Origin of the sequence: Bacillus sp. NP247 (genome assembly GCF_018966865.1) — a bacterium.
Classification (GTDB): domain Bacteria; phylum Bacillota; class Bacilli; order Bacillales; family Bacillaceae_G; genus Bacillus_A.
This window is the reverse complement of record NZ_CP076653.1, coordinates 3,394,449-3,412,500: the sequence shown is the minus strand read 5'-3', so window position 1 is coordinate 3,412,500 and position 18,052 is coordinate 3,394,449. Positions and strand designations below refer to the sequence as shown.

At 36.2% G+C, this 18,052-nt stretch carries 15 protein-coding genes and 1 pseudogene; 4 read left to right on the top strand and 12 right to left on the bottom strand.

All coding sequences use genetic code 11. The annotated features are described in order from the left end of the window. Positions 1 to 353 precede the first annotated feature (353 nt). Positions 354 to 3,398, top strand: coding sequence for an efflux RND transporter permease subunit (locus KPL75_RS17740; protein ID WP_219917185.1), 3,045 nt, complete (start codon positions 354 to 356; stop codon positions 3,396 to 3,398). Positions 3,399 to 3,593: 195 nt separating this feature from the next. On the opposite strand, the gene KPL75_RS17735 is transcribed toward KPL75_RS17740, so the two are convergent. The 4 genes from KPL75_RS17735 to KPL75_RS17720 all read right to left on the bottom strand — a co-directional run bounded on the left by KPL75_RS17735 (position 3,594) and on the right by KPL75_RS17720 (position 7,059). Further along, on the bottom strand, positions 3,594 to 4,133 hold the full coding sequence (locus KPL75_RS17735; RefSeq protein WP_219917184.1) for a P-loop nucleotide/nucleoside kinase family protein: 540 nt from the start codon (positions 4,131 to 4,133) through the stop codon (positions 3,594 to 3,596). 138 nt (positions 4,134 to 4,271) lie between these two features. Continuing rightward, positions 4,272 to 5,192 (bottom strand): phosphate ABC transporter permease PstA, encoded by a 921-nt coding sequence (pstA, locus tag KPL75_RS17730; RefSeq protein WP_219917183.1) that lies wholly within the window; start codon positions 5,190 to 5,192, stop codon positions 4,272 to 4,274. Between the two features lie 2 nt (positions 5,193 to 5,194). Then, positions 5,195 to 6,085, bottom strand: a complete 891-nt coding sequence (gene pstC / locus KPL75_RS17725; protein WP_219917182.1) for a phosphate ABC transporter permease subunit PstC — start codon at positions 6,083 to 6,085, stop codon at positions 5,195 to 5,197. A 71-nt stretch (positions 6,086 to 6,156) separates the two neighbouring features. Then, on the bottom strand, positions 6,157 to 7,059 hold the full coding sequence (locus tag KPL75_RS17720) for a phosphate ABC transporter substrate-binding protein PstS family protein (protein ID WP_219917181.1): 903 nt from the start codon (positions 7,057 to 7,059) through the stop codon (positions 6,157 to 6,159). Between the two features lie 512 nt (positions 7,060 to 7,571). Here KPL75_RS17720 and KPL75_RS17715 point away from each other — a divergent pair. Genes KPL75_RS17715 through KPL75_RS17705 form a run of 3 tightly spaced genes read left to right on the top strand, consistent with a single transcriptional unit; the run spans position 7,572 to position 9,926 of the window. Then, positions 7,572 to 7,829, top strand: a complete 258-nt coding sequence (locus KPL75_RS17715; protein ID WP_000252989.1) for a FeoA family protein — start codon at positions 7,572 to 7,574, stop codon at positions 7,827 to 7,829. After that, a complete protein-coding gene (locus KPL75_RS17710) occupies positions 7,826 to 8,548 on the top strand; it encodes a FeoB small GTPase domain-containing protein (RefSeq protein ID WP_219917180.1) in 723 nt (240 codons plus the stop codon). The genes KPL75_RS17715 and KPL75_RS17710 overlap by 4 nt, the downstream gene beginning before the upstream one ends. Then, the gene (locus tag KPL75_RS17705; RefSeq protein WP_219917179.1) at positions 8,526 to 9,926 is read left to right on the top strand and encodes a nucleoside recognition domain-containing protein; all 1,401 of its coding nucleotides are present in this window, start codon (positions 8,526 to 8,528) and stop codon (positions 9,924 to 9,926) included. The genes KPL75_RS17710 and KPL75_RS17705 overlap by 23 nt, the downstream gene beginning before the upstream one ends. A gap of 61 nt (positions 9,927 to 9,987) precedes the next feature. Here the strand turns inward: KPL75_RS17705 and KPL75_RS17700 are convergent, their stop codons facing one another. The 8 genes and pseudogenes from KPL75_RS17700 to KPL75_RS17665 all read right to left on the bottom strand — a co-directional run bounded on the left by KPL75_RS17700 (position 9,988) and on the right by KPL75_RS17665 (position 17,720). Then, the gene (locus tag KPL75_RS17700; RefSeq protein ID WP_000493991.1) at positions 9,988 to 10,125 is read right to left on the bottom strand and encodes a hypothetical protein; all 138 of its coding nucleotides are present in this window, start codon (positions 10,123 to 10,125) and stop codon (positions 9,988 to 9,990) included. An 11-nt stretch (positions 10,126 to 10,136) separates the two neighbouring features. Further along, positions 10,137 to 11,303 (bottom strand): Ger(x)C family spore germination protein, encoded by a 1,167-nt coding sequence (locus KPL75_RS17695; protein ID WP_219917178.1) that lies wholly within the window; start codon positions 11,301 to 11,303, stop codon positions 10,137 to 10,139. Beyond that, positions 11,287 to 12,408 (bottom strand): endospore germination permease, encoded by a 1,122-nt coding sequence (locus KPL75_RS17690; protein ID WP_219917177.1) that lies wholly within the window; start codon positions 12,406 to 12,408, stop codon positions 11,287 to 11,289. The genes KPL75_RS17695 and KPL75_RS17690 overlap by 17 nt, the downstream gene beginning before the upstream one ends. Continuing rightward, positions 12,409 to 13,887, bottom strand: a complete 1,479-nt coding sequence (gerLA, locus tag KPL75_RS17685) for a spore germination protein GerLA (protein WP_219917176.1) — start codon at positions 13,885 to 13,887, stop codon at positions 12,409 to 12,411. 100 nt (positions 13,888 to 13,987) lie between these two features. Further along, positions 13,988 to 15,459, bottom strand: a pseudogene (locus KPL75_RS17680) (sodium:solute symporter). After that, on the bottom strand, positions 15,456 to 15,653 hold the full coding sequence (locus KPL75_RS17675; protein ID WP_219917175.1) for a DUF3311 domain-containing protein: 198 nt from the start codon (positions 15,651 to 15,653) through the stop codon (positions 15,456 to 15,458). The pseudogene KPL75_RS17680 and the gene KPL75_RS17675 overlap by 4 nt, the downstream one beginning before the upstream one ends. Position 15,654: 1 nt before the next feature. Next, a complete protein-coding gene (locus KPL75_RS17670) occupies positions 15,655 to 16,830 on the bottom strand; it encodes an amidohydrolase (RefSeq protein ID WP_219917174.1) in 1,176 nt (391 codons plus the stop codon). Positions 16,831 to 17,009: 179 nt separating this feature from the next. Continuing rightward, a complete protein-coding gene (locus KPL75_RS17665; RefSeq protein ID WP_219917173.1) occupies positions 17,010 to 17,720 on the bottom strand; it encodes a C39 family peptidase in 711 nt (236 codons plus the stop codon). Positions 17,721 to 18,052 lie beyond the last annotated feature (332 nt).

The window sequence follows — 18,052 nt, the reverse complement described above, 5'->3', positions numbered from 1 at the left end:
AACTTACTATACACTATCATCAACCAGACAGTATTCCACATAAATTCCTAATCTTTAGCCCTCTTCCTTTTAAATTTCACAATAACCATAACTCTACTTAAGAAGGACAAATAACCATTTAAATGTAGAGTAACAAAAAACGAGTCCACTATACTAGAGCAAAACTTTAATTAATGCTTCTCTTCAACAATCAGGAATTTCACTTGCATAAATAACGAACTTCCCTTCAAAATATTAACTTAAGATAATTGTTAGAATTTTTTTACATTTAATTAATGAAAAATATCCATTTTTTGTTATATAGTAAGAAAGTGCCCACAAAACTATAAATAAACTAATGGAGGAATTATCTTATGGATAGGTTAACAAAGTTTTCATTAAAAAACCGAGCCGCTATTATCATCATGGTTTTTCTTATTTCCATACTCGGCGTTTATTCCGGCTCTAAATTACCTATGGAATTTTTACCAAGCATCGATAACCCCGCAATAACTGTTACGACATTGTCTCAAGGGCTCGATGCTGAAACGATGACCAAGGACGTGACTGACCCTCTCGAAAAACAATTTCGTAATTTAGAACATATCGATGGCATCACTTCTTCTACACATGAAGGGTTATCACGCATCGACATCGCATATACATCCAAGGCAAATATGAAAGACGCGGCACGCGAAGTCGAGAAAGCAATTAATACAATTAAGTTACCTAAAGATGTAACTAAGCCTGTAGTTAGTCAATTAAATACTTCTATGATTCCACTCGCTCAAATCACCATCCAGAAGCAAAACGGATTTTCAAAAGCTGACGAAAAACAAATCGAGAAAGAAATCGTACCACAACTCGAAAGCATTGATGGTGTTGCCAATGTTATGTTTTTCGGAAAATCAACTTCCGAATTATCCATCGTACTTGATCCTAACCAACTAAAAGATAAAAACGTAACATCACAGCAAGTATTAACAGTTTTACAAGGAAAAGAAACGTCCACCCCAGCCGGAGCAATTACCGTTAATAAGGAAGAATACAATCTTCGTGTCATCGGAGATATAAAAAATGTAAATGACATTAAAAATATTACCGTTACACCTCAAGTAAAGTTGCAAGATGTCGCTCAAATTGAACTAAAACAACATCATGATACAATCTCGCACATAAACGGAGAAGAAGGAACAGGATTAGTCATCATGAAAGAGCCGAGTAAAAACGCGGTTGCAATTGGAAAAGAGATTGATAAAAAGATTAAAGATATAAGTAAGCAATATAAAGATCAGTATTCTATTAAACTTTTAGCTTCAACTCATGAGCAAGTTGAAAATGCTGTTACTAGTATGGGCAAAGAAGTAATCCTTGGGGCAATTGCTGCAACTCTCATTATCTTAATCTTTTTACGTAGCTTTCGAACAACGCTCATCGCTGTCGTCAGTATCCCATTATCTATCCTATTAACACTATTTTTACTCCACCAATCTAACATCACACTTAACATTTTAACTCTAGGTGGCTTAGCCGTTGCAGTTGGACGTCTCGTCGATGATAGTATCGTTGTCATCGAGAATATTTTCCGTCGTTTACAAAAAGAATCTTTCTCTAAAGATATTATTCTCGATGCAACAAAAGAGGTCGCCGTCGCAATTACCTCTTCTACTTTAACAACAGTCGCCGTTTTTTTACCTATCGGTCTCGTATCGGGAGTAATCGGAAAACTAATGTTACCTATGGTGTTAGCAGTTGTATATTCTATACTTTCTTCCTTAATTGTGGCATTAACAGTCGTTCCACTTATGGCTTTTTTACTGCTCAAAAAAACAAAACGTCGCAATTCACATTCTTCACCGCGATATGTCGCTACATTAAAGTGGGCTCTTTCTCATAAGTTTATCATTCTACTCACTTCTTTTTTATTATTTGCAGGATCAATCGCAGCCTACATACTACTTCCGAAAGCGAACATAAAGTCTGAGGATGATACAATGCTTTCCGTTAACATGACATTTCCAGCTGGTTATGATTCTGAAGCTAAAAAACAAAAAGCCTTTGATTTCGAAAAGAAACTACTCTCTAATTCTGATGTAACAGATGTTATTTTGCGAATGGGATCTAGCGCAGAAGATGCACAATGGGGACAGACAACTCAAAACAACCTTGCAACTATATTTGTAGTCTTTAAAAAAGGTTCTGACATCGACCAATATATTAAAGAATTAAAAAAGGATCATACAGCTTTCGAACCAGCTGAACTTGATTATATAAAAACGAGTTACTCTGAATCCGGAGGCGGAAACAACTTACAATTTAATGTAACAGCTACTAACGAAACAAATTTACAAAAGGCCGCTAACATCGTCGAAACAAAACTAAAAAGCATGGATTCTCTTTCCAAAGTAAAAACAAATATAGAAGAATCTAAAAAAGAATGGCAAATTCATATCGATCAAACAAAGGCTGAGCAACTAGGTTTAACACCAGAAGTAGCAGCACAACAAGTATCATTCCTTATGAAGAAATCTCCTATTGGGGAAATCTCAATCAATAATGAAAAAACAACTATTATGATAGAACATAAAAAGGCATCCATTAACAAACAAGAAGATATTTTAAATACAAACATACTATCACCTATTAACGGACCAATTCCTTTAAAAGACATTGCAACTATTTCAGAAAAACAACTTCAAACGGAAATCTTCCATAAAGATGGGAAAGAAACGATTCAAATTACTGCAGAAGCTTCAAGTGAAGATTTAAGTAAAGTAAGCGCTGAAGTAAACAAAGCGATAGCTGACTTAGATTTACCTAACGGGGCAAAAGTAAATATCGCAGGTGCTACTGAATCTATGCAAGAGAACTTCACTGATTTATTTAAAATTATGGGGATTGCAATCGGGATTGTATATTTAATTATGGTTATCACATTCGGGCAAGCACGTGCTCCTTTCGCGATTTTATTCTCTTTACCATTAGCTGCTGTCGGCGGTATTTTAGGATTAATCATTTCAAGAACACCTGTTGACGTAAATTCATTAATCGGCGCATTAATGTTAATCGGGATTGTCGTTACAAATGCTATTGTATTAATAGAAAGAGTGCAACAAAATCAGGAAAACGGTATGGAAACAAGAGAAGCCTTACTAGAAGCAGGATCTACTAGATTACGCCCAATTATTATGACAGCTATAACAACAATCGTCGCTATGCTACCGCTCCTATTCGGTCAATCTCAAGCAGGAAGTATGGTATCCAAAAGTCTGGCCGTCGTTGTAATCGGTGGTTTGGCAGTCTCAACCGTTCTTACATTAGTAGTCGTTCCCGTTATGTATGAACTATTAGATAAAATCGGGAGAAAAAGACGCTCCCGCAGAAAAATAAATACGTCAACAGAAACACCTGATATTTAAACCAAAAGGCGTTATCTTCATAATTGAAGATAACGCCTTTTGTATCCCTCTACCTATCCATAAAGTGAAACTTTAATCAGTGAGGGCTTTGTCCTCCATCCCCCACTGATTATTAGCCCGCACCAATTGGGCGTTTACGGGCAGTTTAGCTCCCATCTAACTTTTTTGCTCCAGCTGAATTTTGAGGTGGGAGTTTTACTGCCCACAAATAGCAGGATAAATATAATCCATCACTTTTTTACCATACTTCTCTAGCGGCTCTCCAGAATCCACAATAAGATATTCACCATGTAAAGGCCTTTTACTGCCAGCCAGACATTTTTGAAATGCTACTTCTGATTCTACTTTTGTAATTTGACTTATCTTACGTTCACGCGTTTGTAACCTACGATTAATTTCTTCTATATTATTAAGATAACATTCAATATATTTATATGTAGCACCATGTTTCCGACATAAATCTATTCCTTTTTTAACCATCCCTTCGTAAAGACACGGACTATCTAATATCACACTGCGCTTTTGCCCCAACAAAAAACCGATCAGTTCCCACTCAATATCATAAGAGATTCCCCCAACCACTGTTGGTTCGACACCTTTTTCCTTTAATGATTTTAATAAAGCTGATTTCATGACGGCATGATCTACAATAACAGCACCTGTTAATTTAGCGATATACTTAGAAAGTGTCGATTCCCCAGATCCAGGAAACCCCGACATTTGCAGAAAAAACACTTCTAAACCCCTCCCTATTTTCATTCGAATTTCTATATATCAAGTTACCTATTTGGTCACTCTTCTTCTTTTCCTGCCAACAACAAAATGACCGTAAAAAAACTCCCTGTTTATAAACAGAGAGTTCTTACCTTCAACTTATGCCACTTTTACCTTCTTCGTCGTTTTACTTTTTCTTTTCGTTCCTGTAAAGCGCTTATGCAATACAGATGCTACCAAGCGTGAAATGACATTGAATAGTAATACCATAATAATTAATACAGCTGCAGATTTCGTTGCAATTAACTTCGCATCTGGGATAATCCCTTCCGAGTTTAATTTCCAAATGTGAACAGCTAACGTTTCAGCTGGTCTAAATGGATTTAAAGGATGCGCAGGGCTCGAGAAGTCCGCTGCTGAATTTAAAATAGGTGATGTTAAACCCGCTGTGTAAATTAATGCCGCCGCTTCACCAAATATACGGCCAGCCGCTAAAATAACACCTGTAATAATTTGTGGCAATGACGACGGGATAATAATACGCGCGATTGTTTGCCACTTTGTCGCACCTAATCCAAGACTCGCCTCTTTTACATTATGAGGAACTTCAGAAATCGCATTTTCACACACACGTGTTAAACCTGGTAAGTTTAAAATAGTTAAAGCAAGAGCACCACCCATTACTGTGTATCCCCAGCCTGTCATTGTAACGAACACTAACAAACCGAATAAACCAACAACAATAGAAGGTAAGGATGCCATTGTCTCAATGCATAAACGAACAAAACTTAAAAAACGCCCTTGTTTTGCATACTCAGCTAAATATATTCCAGCACCTAATCCAAGAGGAATAGATATAACAAGCGTTATAACAAGCATGTAAAAGGAATTGAATAACTGCGGACCAATTCCACCACCAGCTCTTGTATTGCTTGGTTCTCCGAATAAGAAACTAGGATCCCAAAATCCCCATCCCTTTTGCAGAATTTCATACATTAAAAAAGCCAGCAAAGCTACAACTAAAGCTGCAACCGCATAAAAGATACCTGTCCAAGCTTTATTTACCGTTCTTGCATTCATTATTATCGCTCACCTCTTTGACCAATCGCTCGAATTACTAAAATAAACAGGAATGAAATAACAAGTAAAATCATCGCTAACGTCCATAGCGCATTGTTCCAAGCCGTTCCGTTCAATGTATTCGTCATATCCATCGTCAGAATACCAGTTAACGTTGCTGTTGGACTATATATTCCTTCCGGTAATTTAATCGTGTTCCCGATTACCATTTGAACCGCTAACGCTTCACCAAAAGCACGCGCTAACCCTAAAACTATACCTGTTAAAATCCCTTGTTTTGCAGCAGGAACAATAACTCGGCTAATCGCTTGCCATTTCGTCGATCCTAGACCGTAAGAAGCTTCCAAGTAATCAAACGGAACAGAGCGTATTGCATCAGAGGCAATACTAGCAATAGTAGGTAAAATCATAATACTCAGGACAATAATACCCGCAATTAAACTAAAGCCCACTCCACCGAAAGAATCACGTAATAGAGGAACCAGGATCGTAACCCCTAATAATCCATATACAACTGATGGAATACCGACTAATAATTCTAAAACAGGCTTTAATACTTTATTCCCAAACTTCGGCGAAATTAAATTCATGAATATAGCAAGAGCTATAGCAATTGGTGCACTAATGACAACAGCACCTAACGACACAAGCGTCGAACCAACAATAAAGATTACAGCACCATACGTACCTTGATCAGCATTTGGATTCCATTTTGTCGAAGTTAACACCTCAGAAAATGAGATACCACTTTGCGTGAAAGATTGAATTCCTTTGCCGCAAATAAACGCAATAATAGCTAATGTAATAAAAACAATCAAGATACCGCAAAACGTAACAAGTGATCTACCTATATATTCACTCTTTACGTAATTAATTTGTTTTTTCCCCTTCATCACAGGACAGACCCCACTTCATAGATTGAAATGAACAGGACTGGCATTGCAGCCAGCCCCATAAAATTTTATTACTTATTTAATTTAGACATTGGGATGTAACCCATATCTTCTACTTGCTTTTCGAAATCTTTACCTTTTACATAGTCAATGTAAGCTTTTGTGGCTTCTTTTGCCTCACCTTTAGTTACCATGTACTCGTAAGACCAGAATGGATATTTACCAGCAGAGATATTTTCAACTTTCGGTTCAGATCCATCAATTTTAACCGTTTGTAACGCACCTTTTTTCTCACCAACCATGTAAGACATTGCTAAGTAACTAACTGAACCTGGAGTAGAGTTAATTGCTTGCTCTACAGCACCATTAGAATCTTGTGTCGTACCAGTTCCATCATTAATTTTCGCGTCTTTCATCACTGTCTTTTCAAAAGTAGCACGTGTACCAGATGAAGCTGGTCGGTTAATTACATTGATTTTTTCATCTTTTCCGCCTACTTCTTTCCAGTTCGTTACTTTTCCAGTGAAGATATCTTGCACTTGTTTTACTGTTAAGTTATCAACTTTTACATCTTTATTTACGACAAGTGCGAATGCGATACCCGCAACTTTGTTATCTACTAATTCTTTTGCTTTTTCAGCATCTTTTATTTTATCTCCAGCTGGAACATCTGAGTTACCAATTTGTACCGCACCTGAAGCTACTTGGTTAATCCCTGTTCCACTACCGCCACCTTGAACTTGAATAGAAACTTTTGAATTTTTCTCCATGAATTTCTTTCCAGCTTCCTCTGCAAGAGGTTGAAGCGCTGTAGAACCTGCAGCTGCAATCGTACCTGACAATTCTTGTTTTGCATTATCGCTTCCTTTAGCATTATCTTTACTAGCTGTATCTTCTGCTTTCCCACATCCAACTAATGCTCCTGCTACCACTAAAGCTGCTAAAGAAAATTTAATACCCTTTTTCATAACCATGTCTTGTACCCCCATTTGGATTATCACTTTTCACATTCGTCTACTTTTTTCGAACACAAACTCATTGTAGGACAACAATATTATGTGAGTGTTAAGCAATTTTTAATTTTAAGTAAATGGCGATAATAATCCTTAAAAGCTAGGAATCCCAACATTTATAGTTAAAGAACCCAACAAAATCCACACTAAACGAGCTGTAATGTAAATTTATTCTTAACAATGTAAACTCAATGTAAATATTTTTCTTCCTTTTCACCTTTTAGTTAAAACTACATTTACAATTCCCCTATATTTTTAAGTTTTTACACTCTTACTTTATTTACATTAAGAAGAATTTCAGTAATATTTTTTGGTACAACTAAATAAATTGGAACAATTCTAAAAATAATTGAATATTTTTAAAGTACTAATTGACAGCATCATCCAATGTGGTCTACTATATTACTAACAAAAAGTTTACCTTAGGAAACTTTTTAAACTTAAACTAACAATATAGAGATGAGGTAACTTTTATGGTATCGGCTAATACAAAACCACTTTCTGAATTTAAAACAGGAGAGTTTGTACAAATTGAGAAGATACAATTAGAAGGAACTATGAAACGACGTTTATTAGACTTAGGATTTATCCCTGGGGCAACGATTAAAGTATTACAACGCAGTCCACTTGGAGATCCGGTCGCTTATCAAGTAAGCAACACAACTATTGCACTACGTAAGGAAGAAAGTTCCCTTATTTTCGGGGTATTAATAGGAGATGATTTCAGATGAGCAAACATCGTATTGCTTTAGCTGGCAACCCGAATACCGGGAAAAGTACATTATTTAATACTTTAACAGGCTTAAAACAACATACTGGAAACTGGACGGGAAAAACTGTTTTAAAAGCTGAAGGGGAATATAAGCATAGCGGAAATATATATACATTAATTGATTTACCTGGAACTTACTCACTATATTCAAATTCCGCGGACGAAGAAGTAGCGAGGGATTATATTATATTTGAAAAACCAGAAGTAACTGTAGTTGTTATAGATGCAACGGCAATGGAAAGAAATTTAAATTTAGCACTCCAAGTGATGGAAATGACAAACGATGTGGTCATTTGTATTAACTTAATTGATGAAGCGGAGAAAAAAGGAATCATTATTGACGAAAAGAAATTAGCAAAATCACTCGGTGTACCTGTAGTTAAGATCTCTGCACGTAATCGAGTAGGCATTGGACATTTGCTAAATGTGATCGCTAAAGTAGCAAATAAAAAACTAATTCCAACACCAATTAAAATTTCTTACAGCGAAAAAATCGAAAGTATGATTCAGGAATTAGAACCACAAATTTATAAAGTGTTCGGTGATACGTATCCAGCACGTTGGATTGCGTTACGTATATTAGATGGAGATAAAAATTTCTTAACTACACTCCAAAAACACCATAATGAACCACTTGTAAGGGAGGTCGTAATGAATGGAATCTCACTCAGCCAGTAAAGCTCTTCCATTAGACTATATTATTCAACATGCACAGACACTCTCAAAAGAAGATATACGAGATGATATTGTCGGAGATATTTATCGAACATCTGCAAGCATATGTAAAGAGTCTGTTCAATATACAAATACTGATAAATTGTATCGTTCTGAAAAACTAGATAAAATTTTCACATCTCCCATCTGGGGATTCCCAATTATGCTCGGTATTTTATCTATTATTTTTTATCTTACAATTGCAGGCGCTAACGTACCCTCTGATATGATTGCTGAATTCTTCGGATGGGCAGAAGGATATTTAACATCTTGGTTCCAAGCAGCGCATGCACCTGAATGGTTACATGGCATTTTAATACTTGGTTTATTCCGTGGTATCGGTGCTGTTATTAGCGTTATGTTACCACCTATGGCAATCTTTTTCCCTATGTTCGCACTATTAGAAAACTACGGATACTTACCACGTGTCGCTTTTAATATGGATCGCTTATTCAAACGCTCCGGTGCACATGGCAAACAATCTTTAACAATGGCAATGGGTTTTGGTTGTAATGCAGCCGCTATTATGTCAACACGTATTATTGAATCACCACGTGAACGAATGCTTGCAATCTTAACAAACAACTTCGTTCCTTGTAACGGTCGCTGGCCTATGTTAATTTTAATGGCTTCATTATTTATGGCTGCTGGTTATACAGGTAGTATGCAAACATTAGTTACTGCAGGTGTCGTAGTTGGAATGGTGGTAATTGGTGTTATTATGACATTAACTGTTTCTTGGGTACTATCAAAAACAGCTTTAAAAGGTGTGCCAACTCACTACACTCTTGAGTTACCACCGTACCGTAAGCCAAAAGTTTGGAATACAATTGTACGTGCAACACTCGATAAATCAATTTATGTTTTAAAACGAGCTATAGTTGTGGCTGCCCCTGCAGCTGCATTAACTTGGTTACTTGCTAATATTTTCGTCGGTGACACGAGCTTACTTATGCATTTTGTGAACTTCTTAGATCCATTTGCTAAAATGTTAGGACTTGACGGATTTATTCTAGCGGCTTTTATTCTCGGACTACCAGCTAATGAAATTGTTATTCCGATTTTATTAATGTCTTACTTATCAACTGGTGCTTTAACTGAAATAGATGATTTTAATCAAATTAAAAATCTATTCTTAGAACACGGTTGGACTTGGTTAACGGCGTTAAACACAATGTTGTTCTCACTCCTTCATTTCCCGTGCGGAACAACACTGGTTAACATATATAAAGAAACAAAAAGTGCAAAATGGACATTTTTATCGTTTGCAATCCCTACTGTTATTGCCATTGTTGTTACATTCCTCTCTACACAATTGGTACATTGGTTAGGGCTTGTATAAAGCAAAGCATACATAGAAGGTATCCCCCTTCACATATGCTTTGCGCGAAAGAAACCTGAAATTATTCAGGTTTCTTTTTTTGTACATCAGTATTCCATGGCTGCGCTCCATACGTTGTCAGTTTTTTATGAATGAAGTATATAGCTCCCGGAAGAACTGCCATTAATATCGTGCAACTAATTCCTAGTCCAGTAAACAACTTAGATCACCTTATTTCACTCTCTTCGGTAAAGCTGAACCTGAATGCTCAATTGTCGGATGAACATGAACAGTAACCTCAGCATTACTAAAATAATTTTCACCTTGATCCCAATTCTTATCTATCTTCTTCCATTCTTTATAATTATGCCGCTTATATACTTCCCCTAATGTTAATACATCTACCTTATATTTTTTTTGAACAAGCTTAATCGATTTTTGGATACGCTTCTCCATTTCCTCCGCGATGTTTTTCTTCAATCGATTTTCACTCATAATTTGTTTATGATCACTAAAATGCAACTCTGCTAAGGTCCCTTCCAAAGATAAATAAATATCAAACTTCGGTTTTGTAGCATTTTCCGTAGATACTTTAATCTTCCGATGCATCTTATGAATTTCATATGTAATAAGCTGGTCTTTTTTTCGAATGGTAAAGAACCCTCCAATTTTCTTACCTATTACATAATTCATCCCTAATGTTTCCTCTCCATTCAAACTACCTACACACTTATTATCTTTCCCACGAAATAACGCCGCCCCGTTCATTTGCACCCCTTGTTTTGTTAGTTGAAGAATAGGTAATACGAAACTTCGGTTAGCAATCATTTTTTGTTGCACCTCACCAATTCTTGCAGCCTCAATCATTTGGGCATTTTTCGGAGGATGTTCAGCTAACATATCAATATACTGCGCCGGTAAATTTTCAGGCTTAGCACTCTGCTTCAAAATAGCTTCTGCATCTTTCTCAGAAACGAACAAACGAATATTTCGTCTCATCTCATGATCACGAATATATACATCTAGCGTATTTTGTAAAACATATGGATTCGCTAATAAATCTTTAGAAAAAATTATCACTTGTATATGCGGAAAGAATAATGAGCGACTAATTTTTTTAGCGATAATTCGTATTTGCTCAAAGACACTATCTGCTTTCGCACTAACATTAATATAATTTTCGCTATCTCCACCACCTTGTCCACCTTGCTGTGCTAGCTTACTGGGAAGTACCATCTGATACGTCCCTTTCATAATTGGATTCGATTTCTTTTTTTTCACAATATCATAGGCTGCACCTACTACAAATCCTCTTTCTTCTATTTCTTCTAGCTCAGAGCACCCACTTATAGATCCAGCTAAAACCATAAGCATTATAATTTTAAGAAGGTGTTTCATTTCTACCATTCCTTCTTTTTATTTTATATACAATAAAAACTAACAAAGGCGCTAACACAACAAAGCCCATATCTATCCAAGCTAAATACGTTCCGTAATTTGATAAAGTATTTAAATTACCAGGGATCATATTCAGCATAAAAATCATAGGAGCACTTACGAAAATAAAAATATGCTTCTTAACTTTCGGAAACATAGCACAAAACAATAGAGATGCAACGTCATAATACATTGCTGTGGTGTTATAAATAGTAATAATCCAAGTAGTAAAAAAGATCGCATCGAATCTTTCTAAAAACCCCCCACCAATTTCAATCTCCTTCCCCAATTCAATCGTTGGATATGTTAATCCCCGGGTTGTCATATATGTAAAAACACTAATACAAGTTAAATAAATTAAAATGTAAGACAATACGTTTACCATCACAGCTTTTGCAACTGCCATCGGCGCCTTTTTTGCTGTCTCGTTTAACATCACTGCATAAAATAGCGCTACCTCAAATCCAATAAACGTAAAAATAGAATTTTTAACTCCCACAGCATATTGACTTACGTCCGTTTGAAAAGCAGGTAGTAAATTATCTATTTCCATTAAGTTCACATTCAATAAAGAAAGAAGCACGATCGCAATTAAAACGATTGGTAAAAATAAAACATTTAACCTTAATAAAGCAGCCCTAGATCCAGCAATCCCATAAACAACAACTAACAAAAAAAAGAAGGATAACAATTGTATTGGTGTATCACTAAATAAATAAGTTTGTGAAATAATTGAAATTTTCCGGGCCTCATATGCTGTCAAAGCAACGAATGTTAACACTAAAATGATACTAATCGTGTATGAAACAGGCTTCGTCAAGTGCTCACTCGTATATTGAACAAAGTTTTGTTTTGGGAACAAAATAGCTACCCTCGTTACAAACCAACCTAAAACCGCACATATCAATCCACCCAAAAGCAAAATAATCCAACCGTCCGAAAATAAAGTTTGCGCAGCAATATCTCGTGGCATAGATAATGCACCTATACCGATAATTGTTGACGATACCGCAAAACCAAGTTCCCGAGATCCAATTTCTTCATCCCCATATTCAAATGGCTTCAATTACTCTCGCTCCTTTGGACGTAGTGTAGAGTCTTTCGTTTGTAAATATTCTGGTCTCTCTTTTAGCATTGATTTTGGTAGGCGAACCAATTCTTCTTCCCAATCTTTATAAAAAGCAGGAGCAATAGGTGTTGTATACGGTACCCCAACACTCTTTAAATTTGTAATATGGACCGCAAGTGCAATAAGAGCTAAAATAATCCCGTACAATCCAAAAGCAGTCGCGGCTAATACAAAAACGAAAAGTAAAATCCGAAACGTAATCGTAATGCTATATACAGGAAGTGAGAATGTAGCAATTGCGGTAACCGCAATAATAATTACTAAAAACGGATTTACAATCCCCGCATTTACTGCCGCTTCTCCAATTACAAGACCGCCTACGATGCCAATTGTTTGTCCCATCGGTTTCGGAAGCCTAATCCCGGCTTCTCGTATTAATTCCATCGTTAATGCCATCATTAACGTTTCTATATAAGCAGGAAACGGTACCCCTTCTCTTGCTCCCGCAATGGAATAAGCTAGTTTAGATGGAATAAGCCCTTGATGATACGATACAAGCGCTACGTACATGGCAGGTAATAAAACAGCAGCGATACCTGATCCCATACGTAACATTCTTAATAACGTTCCAATTATCCAACGCTCATAATGATCTTCTACAGATTGAAAAATATCAACAAATACTAGTGGAGCTATAAGAGCAAATGGTGACCCATCTACTAAAATGGCCGCTTTCCCTTTCGCCAATGCAGCCACTATATTATCTGGTCTTTCTGTATTTAAAAACTGCGGAAACGGCGACAAATTATTATCTTGAATTAATTGCTCAATCGTTCCTGTCTCAAAAATGATATCTGTCACTATTGATTGAAGACGCCGATCTAGTTCGTTTACGATGTAAGGGTTAATAATATCCTCTATATATACTAGGGTTACTTCTTTCTGCGATCGCTTCCCCATAATATAAGAGTGAAACCGCAACTTCGGATCACGTAAACCACGGCGAATTAACATTTTATTCACATTAATATCTTCATTTAACCCAACCCTCGGTCCACGAATTAAATCTTCTGTCACTGGCGGTTCTAGACTTCTTTTCTCCCAAGCCCTACTGTTAACAACAATAGCCGTTTGAATATTATCAATTAATATGACTGTATCTCCTGCTAAAACCGCATTTATAATATCTGGAAAAGTCGTCTTCATACCGACTTCTGCAATAGAAATAAAACGATCCAATAATGTCTGAACCACAGCTGCTTCATTTGGTATTTCTTCATATTGAAGTGTACGAACTACATATTTATAAACATTATCCTTATCTGTCAATCCACATAAAAAAACAACCGCACAACGTGTAAAACTACCCGCAAGAGCAACTTCTCTAATTGTTAAATCATTAGGTGAACCTAACTCATCTCTAATTTCCTTCATAACTTCAAACAAGTTACCTTTTAGCTCTAACAATTTCCCCACCTAACTTCCTTTTTAACAAGTTTTTAGTTAGCGTCCGCTAATAAAGGCAAATATATACAAAAAGAGCTATCTCTTTTCAAAGATAGCTCTAACACGCGAATTACTTTTCTACTATTATATTGTCTTTCTTTATAGATACACTTTTCGTGAATCCACTAACGATAAACATCACAATCATATTCATTAACAATGCGACTATACCTACATTTAAATCTTTTATGTACTGGGAAAATTTGGAAACATGGTCGCTATAGTAGAACCAGATAAGGTGATATATGCGACAATTAACAACCCAATTCCCATCCCCGCAATCGCACCTTGTTGCGTAATAATTTGACGAGGAAACAAACTACATACAAGCGCAGGGAAAAGTTGCGTAACTATACTGTATCCCATTAAAAGAAGAGCCCCTATCGTTTCTCCCCCTTTAAATGTAAACAATACTGCAACAAACGTTACAACAGGTACAAATAACTTAGCTACTTTTGCAACTTGTCTATCTGAAGCAGATGGCACCATTGTTCGGTAAATATTTTTTGCTAACAACGTAGATGCCGCCATAACAAGCATGGAACCTGGAACTAATGCCGTTAACACTCCTGCACTACCAATAATACCAATAAACCATGGATCAAACGTTTGAAGAGCCAGACGGAATAATGAAAGATCTACATCCGCTCCCTTTAATCCTGGAACTTGCAAGATAGCAGCAAACCCTGCAAAGAATACGAAAAGCAACACTAAAGAATAAAGAGGCATAATCGCCGCGTTTTTCCTAAATACTTTTTCATTTTTTGCAGAGAAAGCCGAAGCGAATGTATGGGGCCACATATAGAAACCAAGAGCCGTTAATATAATAGTAGAAACAAACCAAGAGATACTCATTCCTTCTTCAGTTAAAGATAAAAAACCTGGTTTCGCTGCTTCTACAGCTTCGAACATCGGCTGCAATCCCCCACAATAATGGTACGGTAAATATATACCTAAAAACATAACGATAAATAGTATCATAATATCTTTCAAAGCAGCTGTCCAAGCCGATCCATGTATACCTGAAACCATTACATATATAGTTATAACAATTGCACCAATCCATACTGCAATAACTGGTGATACTCTTCCATAAGATGCTTCCGAAACGATGATCCCTAATCCCTTTAGCTGTAAAACGAGATATGGGATGATAGAAATTACACCAATAATTGGAACAATTATCCCAAGCGTCTTACTGCTATATTTTTTCGCAAAAAAATCGGACTGCGAAACGAGGTTATGCTCTTTTGCATATTTCCAAATTGGAGGCAATAAGAAATACGATAAAATATAAGCTAGTGCACCATACCCTAAAATATAAAAAGTAGGAGCTCCTTTACTATACGCCCAGCCACTTCCTCCTAAAAATGTGAATGTCGTATAAATTTCGCCTGCCATAAGGAGAAAAACGAAAATAGTTCCAAACCCTCTTCCTCCAACTGACCATTGCTCTAAATCCATATCTTTTCCACGTTGTGCTCGAATCCCTAAAAATAGTGCTAAAAATAAGAATAAAATAATGATAAGTAATGCTGTCATTTCACATCCCCCTTATTAGCAGGATCGAACACGTACACAAGCCCCATACAAAAAGACGTAATGAGCACTGATAATAATACCCAAAATAATAGAAAGGGCATCCCAAGTACGTAAGGAGTGACCGAATTTGCAAATACTGGTCCAATCACTAAACAAAGAACTGGAATAAGTGCTAGCACGTGTATTTTCTTCATCTCATTCTCCTTTACTTATAAAATTCATAATGGATGATACAAAGACTTCCATTCCAATTGGTAATGCATCTTCGTCAATTGTAAAACGAGGATGGTGATGCGGATATATAATTCCCTTCTCTTGATTGCCTGCCCCTATAAAAAAGAACGTCCCTGGTGCCTTTTGTAAAAATGCCGAAAAATCTTCTCCTGCCATCGTTGGTTGTAAACGAACAACTCCTTCTCTTCCATACAGCTGTAATGCCGTATGTTCAATAAGCTCTGTAACTTCATAATCGTTCACAACTGGTCGATATCCATACTCATAAGAAAATGTATAATTAGCACCGTATGATTCTGTAATATGTTTGACAATCCGTTCAAGCTTCTCCTTTGTTTCCTCTCTTAATTCATGCCTTAAACTTCTCACTGTCCCCTCAATCTCCGCTTGTTCTGGGATAACATTATGGGTTGTCCCAGAATGAAATTGTGTAACAGATACTACGAGAGAATCTAACGGGTTCGTGAGGCGAGATACAATTTGCTGGATTTGCGAAACAACTTGTGCACCAATGGCGATACTATCAACTGTTTCGTGCGGAATTCCAGCATGCCCACCTTTTCCCTCTATCGTAATTTTAAAAACGTCCGGTGCCGCCATCGCAGGACCATAAATTACACCTATTTTCCCAACCTCTAATGACGCCCAAAGATGAGCACCAATAATGTAATCCACACCTTCCATCACTCCCGCTGCGACCATTTCTTCTGCACCACCCGGAAAGTTTTCTTCCGCATGTTGAAATAAAAAGCGAATCTCTCCTTTAACTTTCTCTCTTTCCTCTACCAACTTATGTACTACACCAAGCAATATTGCCATGTGACCATCGTGACCACACGCATGCATCACACCTGGATATGTAGAAATAAAATCAAATTTATTTTCTTCATGAATAGGAAGAGCATCCATATCAGCACGAACCGCGATGGTTTTACCAGGCTGCTTACCAATTAACCTTGCCATTACACTATATTTAGTAGGCCTTGAGACTTCTAAATATGGGATTTTCCGAAGTATGTCGAATACAAATTGCGATGTTTTTTCCTCTTGAAAAGATAACTCTGGATACTTATGAAAATGCCTTCTCCACTCAATCAACTGATTCTTTGATAAAACAAGTTCCTTTGCGACATCCATTTCTCTTCTCCCCTTCTTCACCAAGTTAAATGTTATTATAGCGTGAACCGTTAACTTTTAAAAGAATATTCAGAATTTTCTACAATAAATACTTAAAAATAAAAAGCCATCTCAAGATGACTTTTCATTTTATCCCGCTATTTGTGGGCAGTAAAACTCCCACTGATTATAGTTTCACTTTATAAAATAGTAATTGCTTGTTTCCCCATTTGCTCCCATGCTTGCTCAAATTCTGCTCGTGGAACAGCGAAACGTGGATTGTTTTTTAGAGGATCATTTACATATACAAAGTTTTGATCATATCCAACCGCTACTACACTATGCTCAAAATATGTAATTTTCACTTCACCAGAACTTGTATTCCATGTTTCAAAACTACCTTCAGCTAGCGGCTTAAACGTTGTATTAATAATAACCCATACTGGAGAGCCAGAACTAATTACCTTATATAGATCTTTCACGTCTCTATCTGTTAAATTAATTACTTTTTCAGGAACATATTTTTCTGCCAAATTAAAGATTGGTTTATTGTATACACCATATCCTCGTTCAGCTTTCGTATAAATATTTCCAACGAATCCCTCATAAGGATTTCCACGCAAACCATTTTGTTCAAATGGAACACGATGAATTTCGCTAGCAAGTTGCATCTTATCTACTTGTACACCTTTATATTGCAGCAACATAGCTAAACTCGTCACTTCACATCCACGAGGTAATTCTGGTAATTGTTTTATAAATGGAACATCTTCAATCATAGCCGCTTCTTTCATTTCAGATAAAAAATCTAAGCGTAGCACTTGCGCCTTTTGTATAATTTTATCTTTCCCTATAAAAAACGCGGCAGCTAGTATAATTCCAAAAACAAAAAGATATTTTAGCTTTTTCATTATAAACAAAACTCCATTAATTATTATTTTACAGACACAACTCTTATCATTGTACCTTTCTTCTTACTAGTTTGCTAGAAAGATTCTGTGAATTATTATTCACAGATATCGTTTTAAAATTCTGATTATTTTTAATAAAAAGAAAAAAATATACTTTTCCAGAATTTTTTGCTAAAATCGAAATTATTAACCTAGTTAAAGAATTGAATTTATTTTACTAGGTTAATAAACATTCTAAGGTATTTAGTCATAGTTATCTTTTACATACTCAGTTCACAACAAAATAAGCCGAGTATGTTTTTCATCCCCCACTAATGATTAAAAGCCCAGAA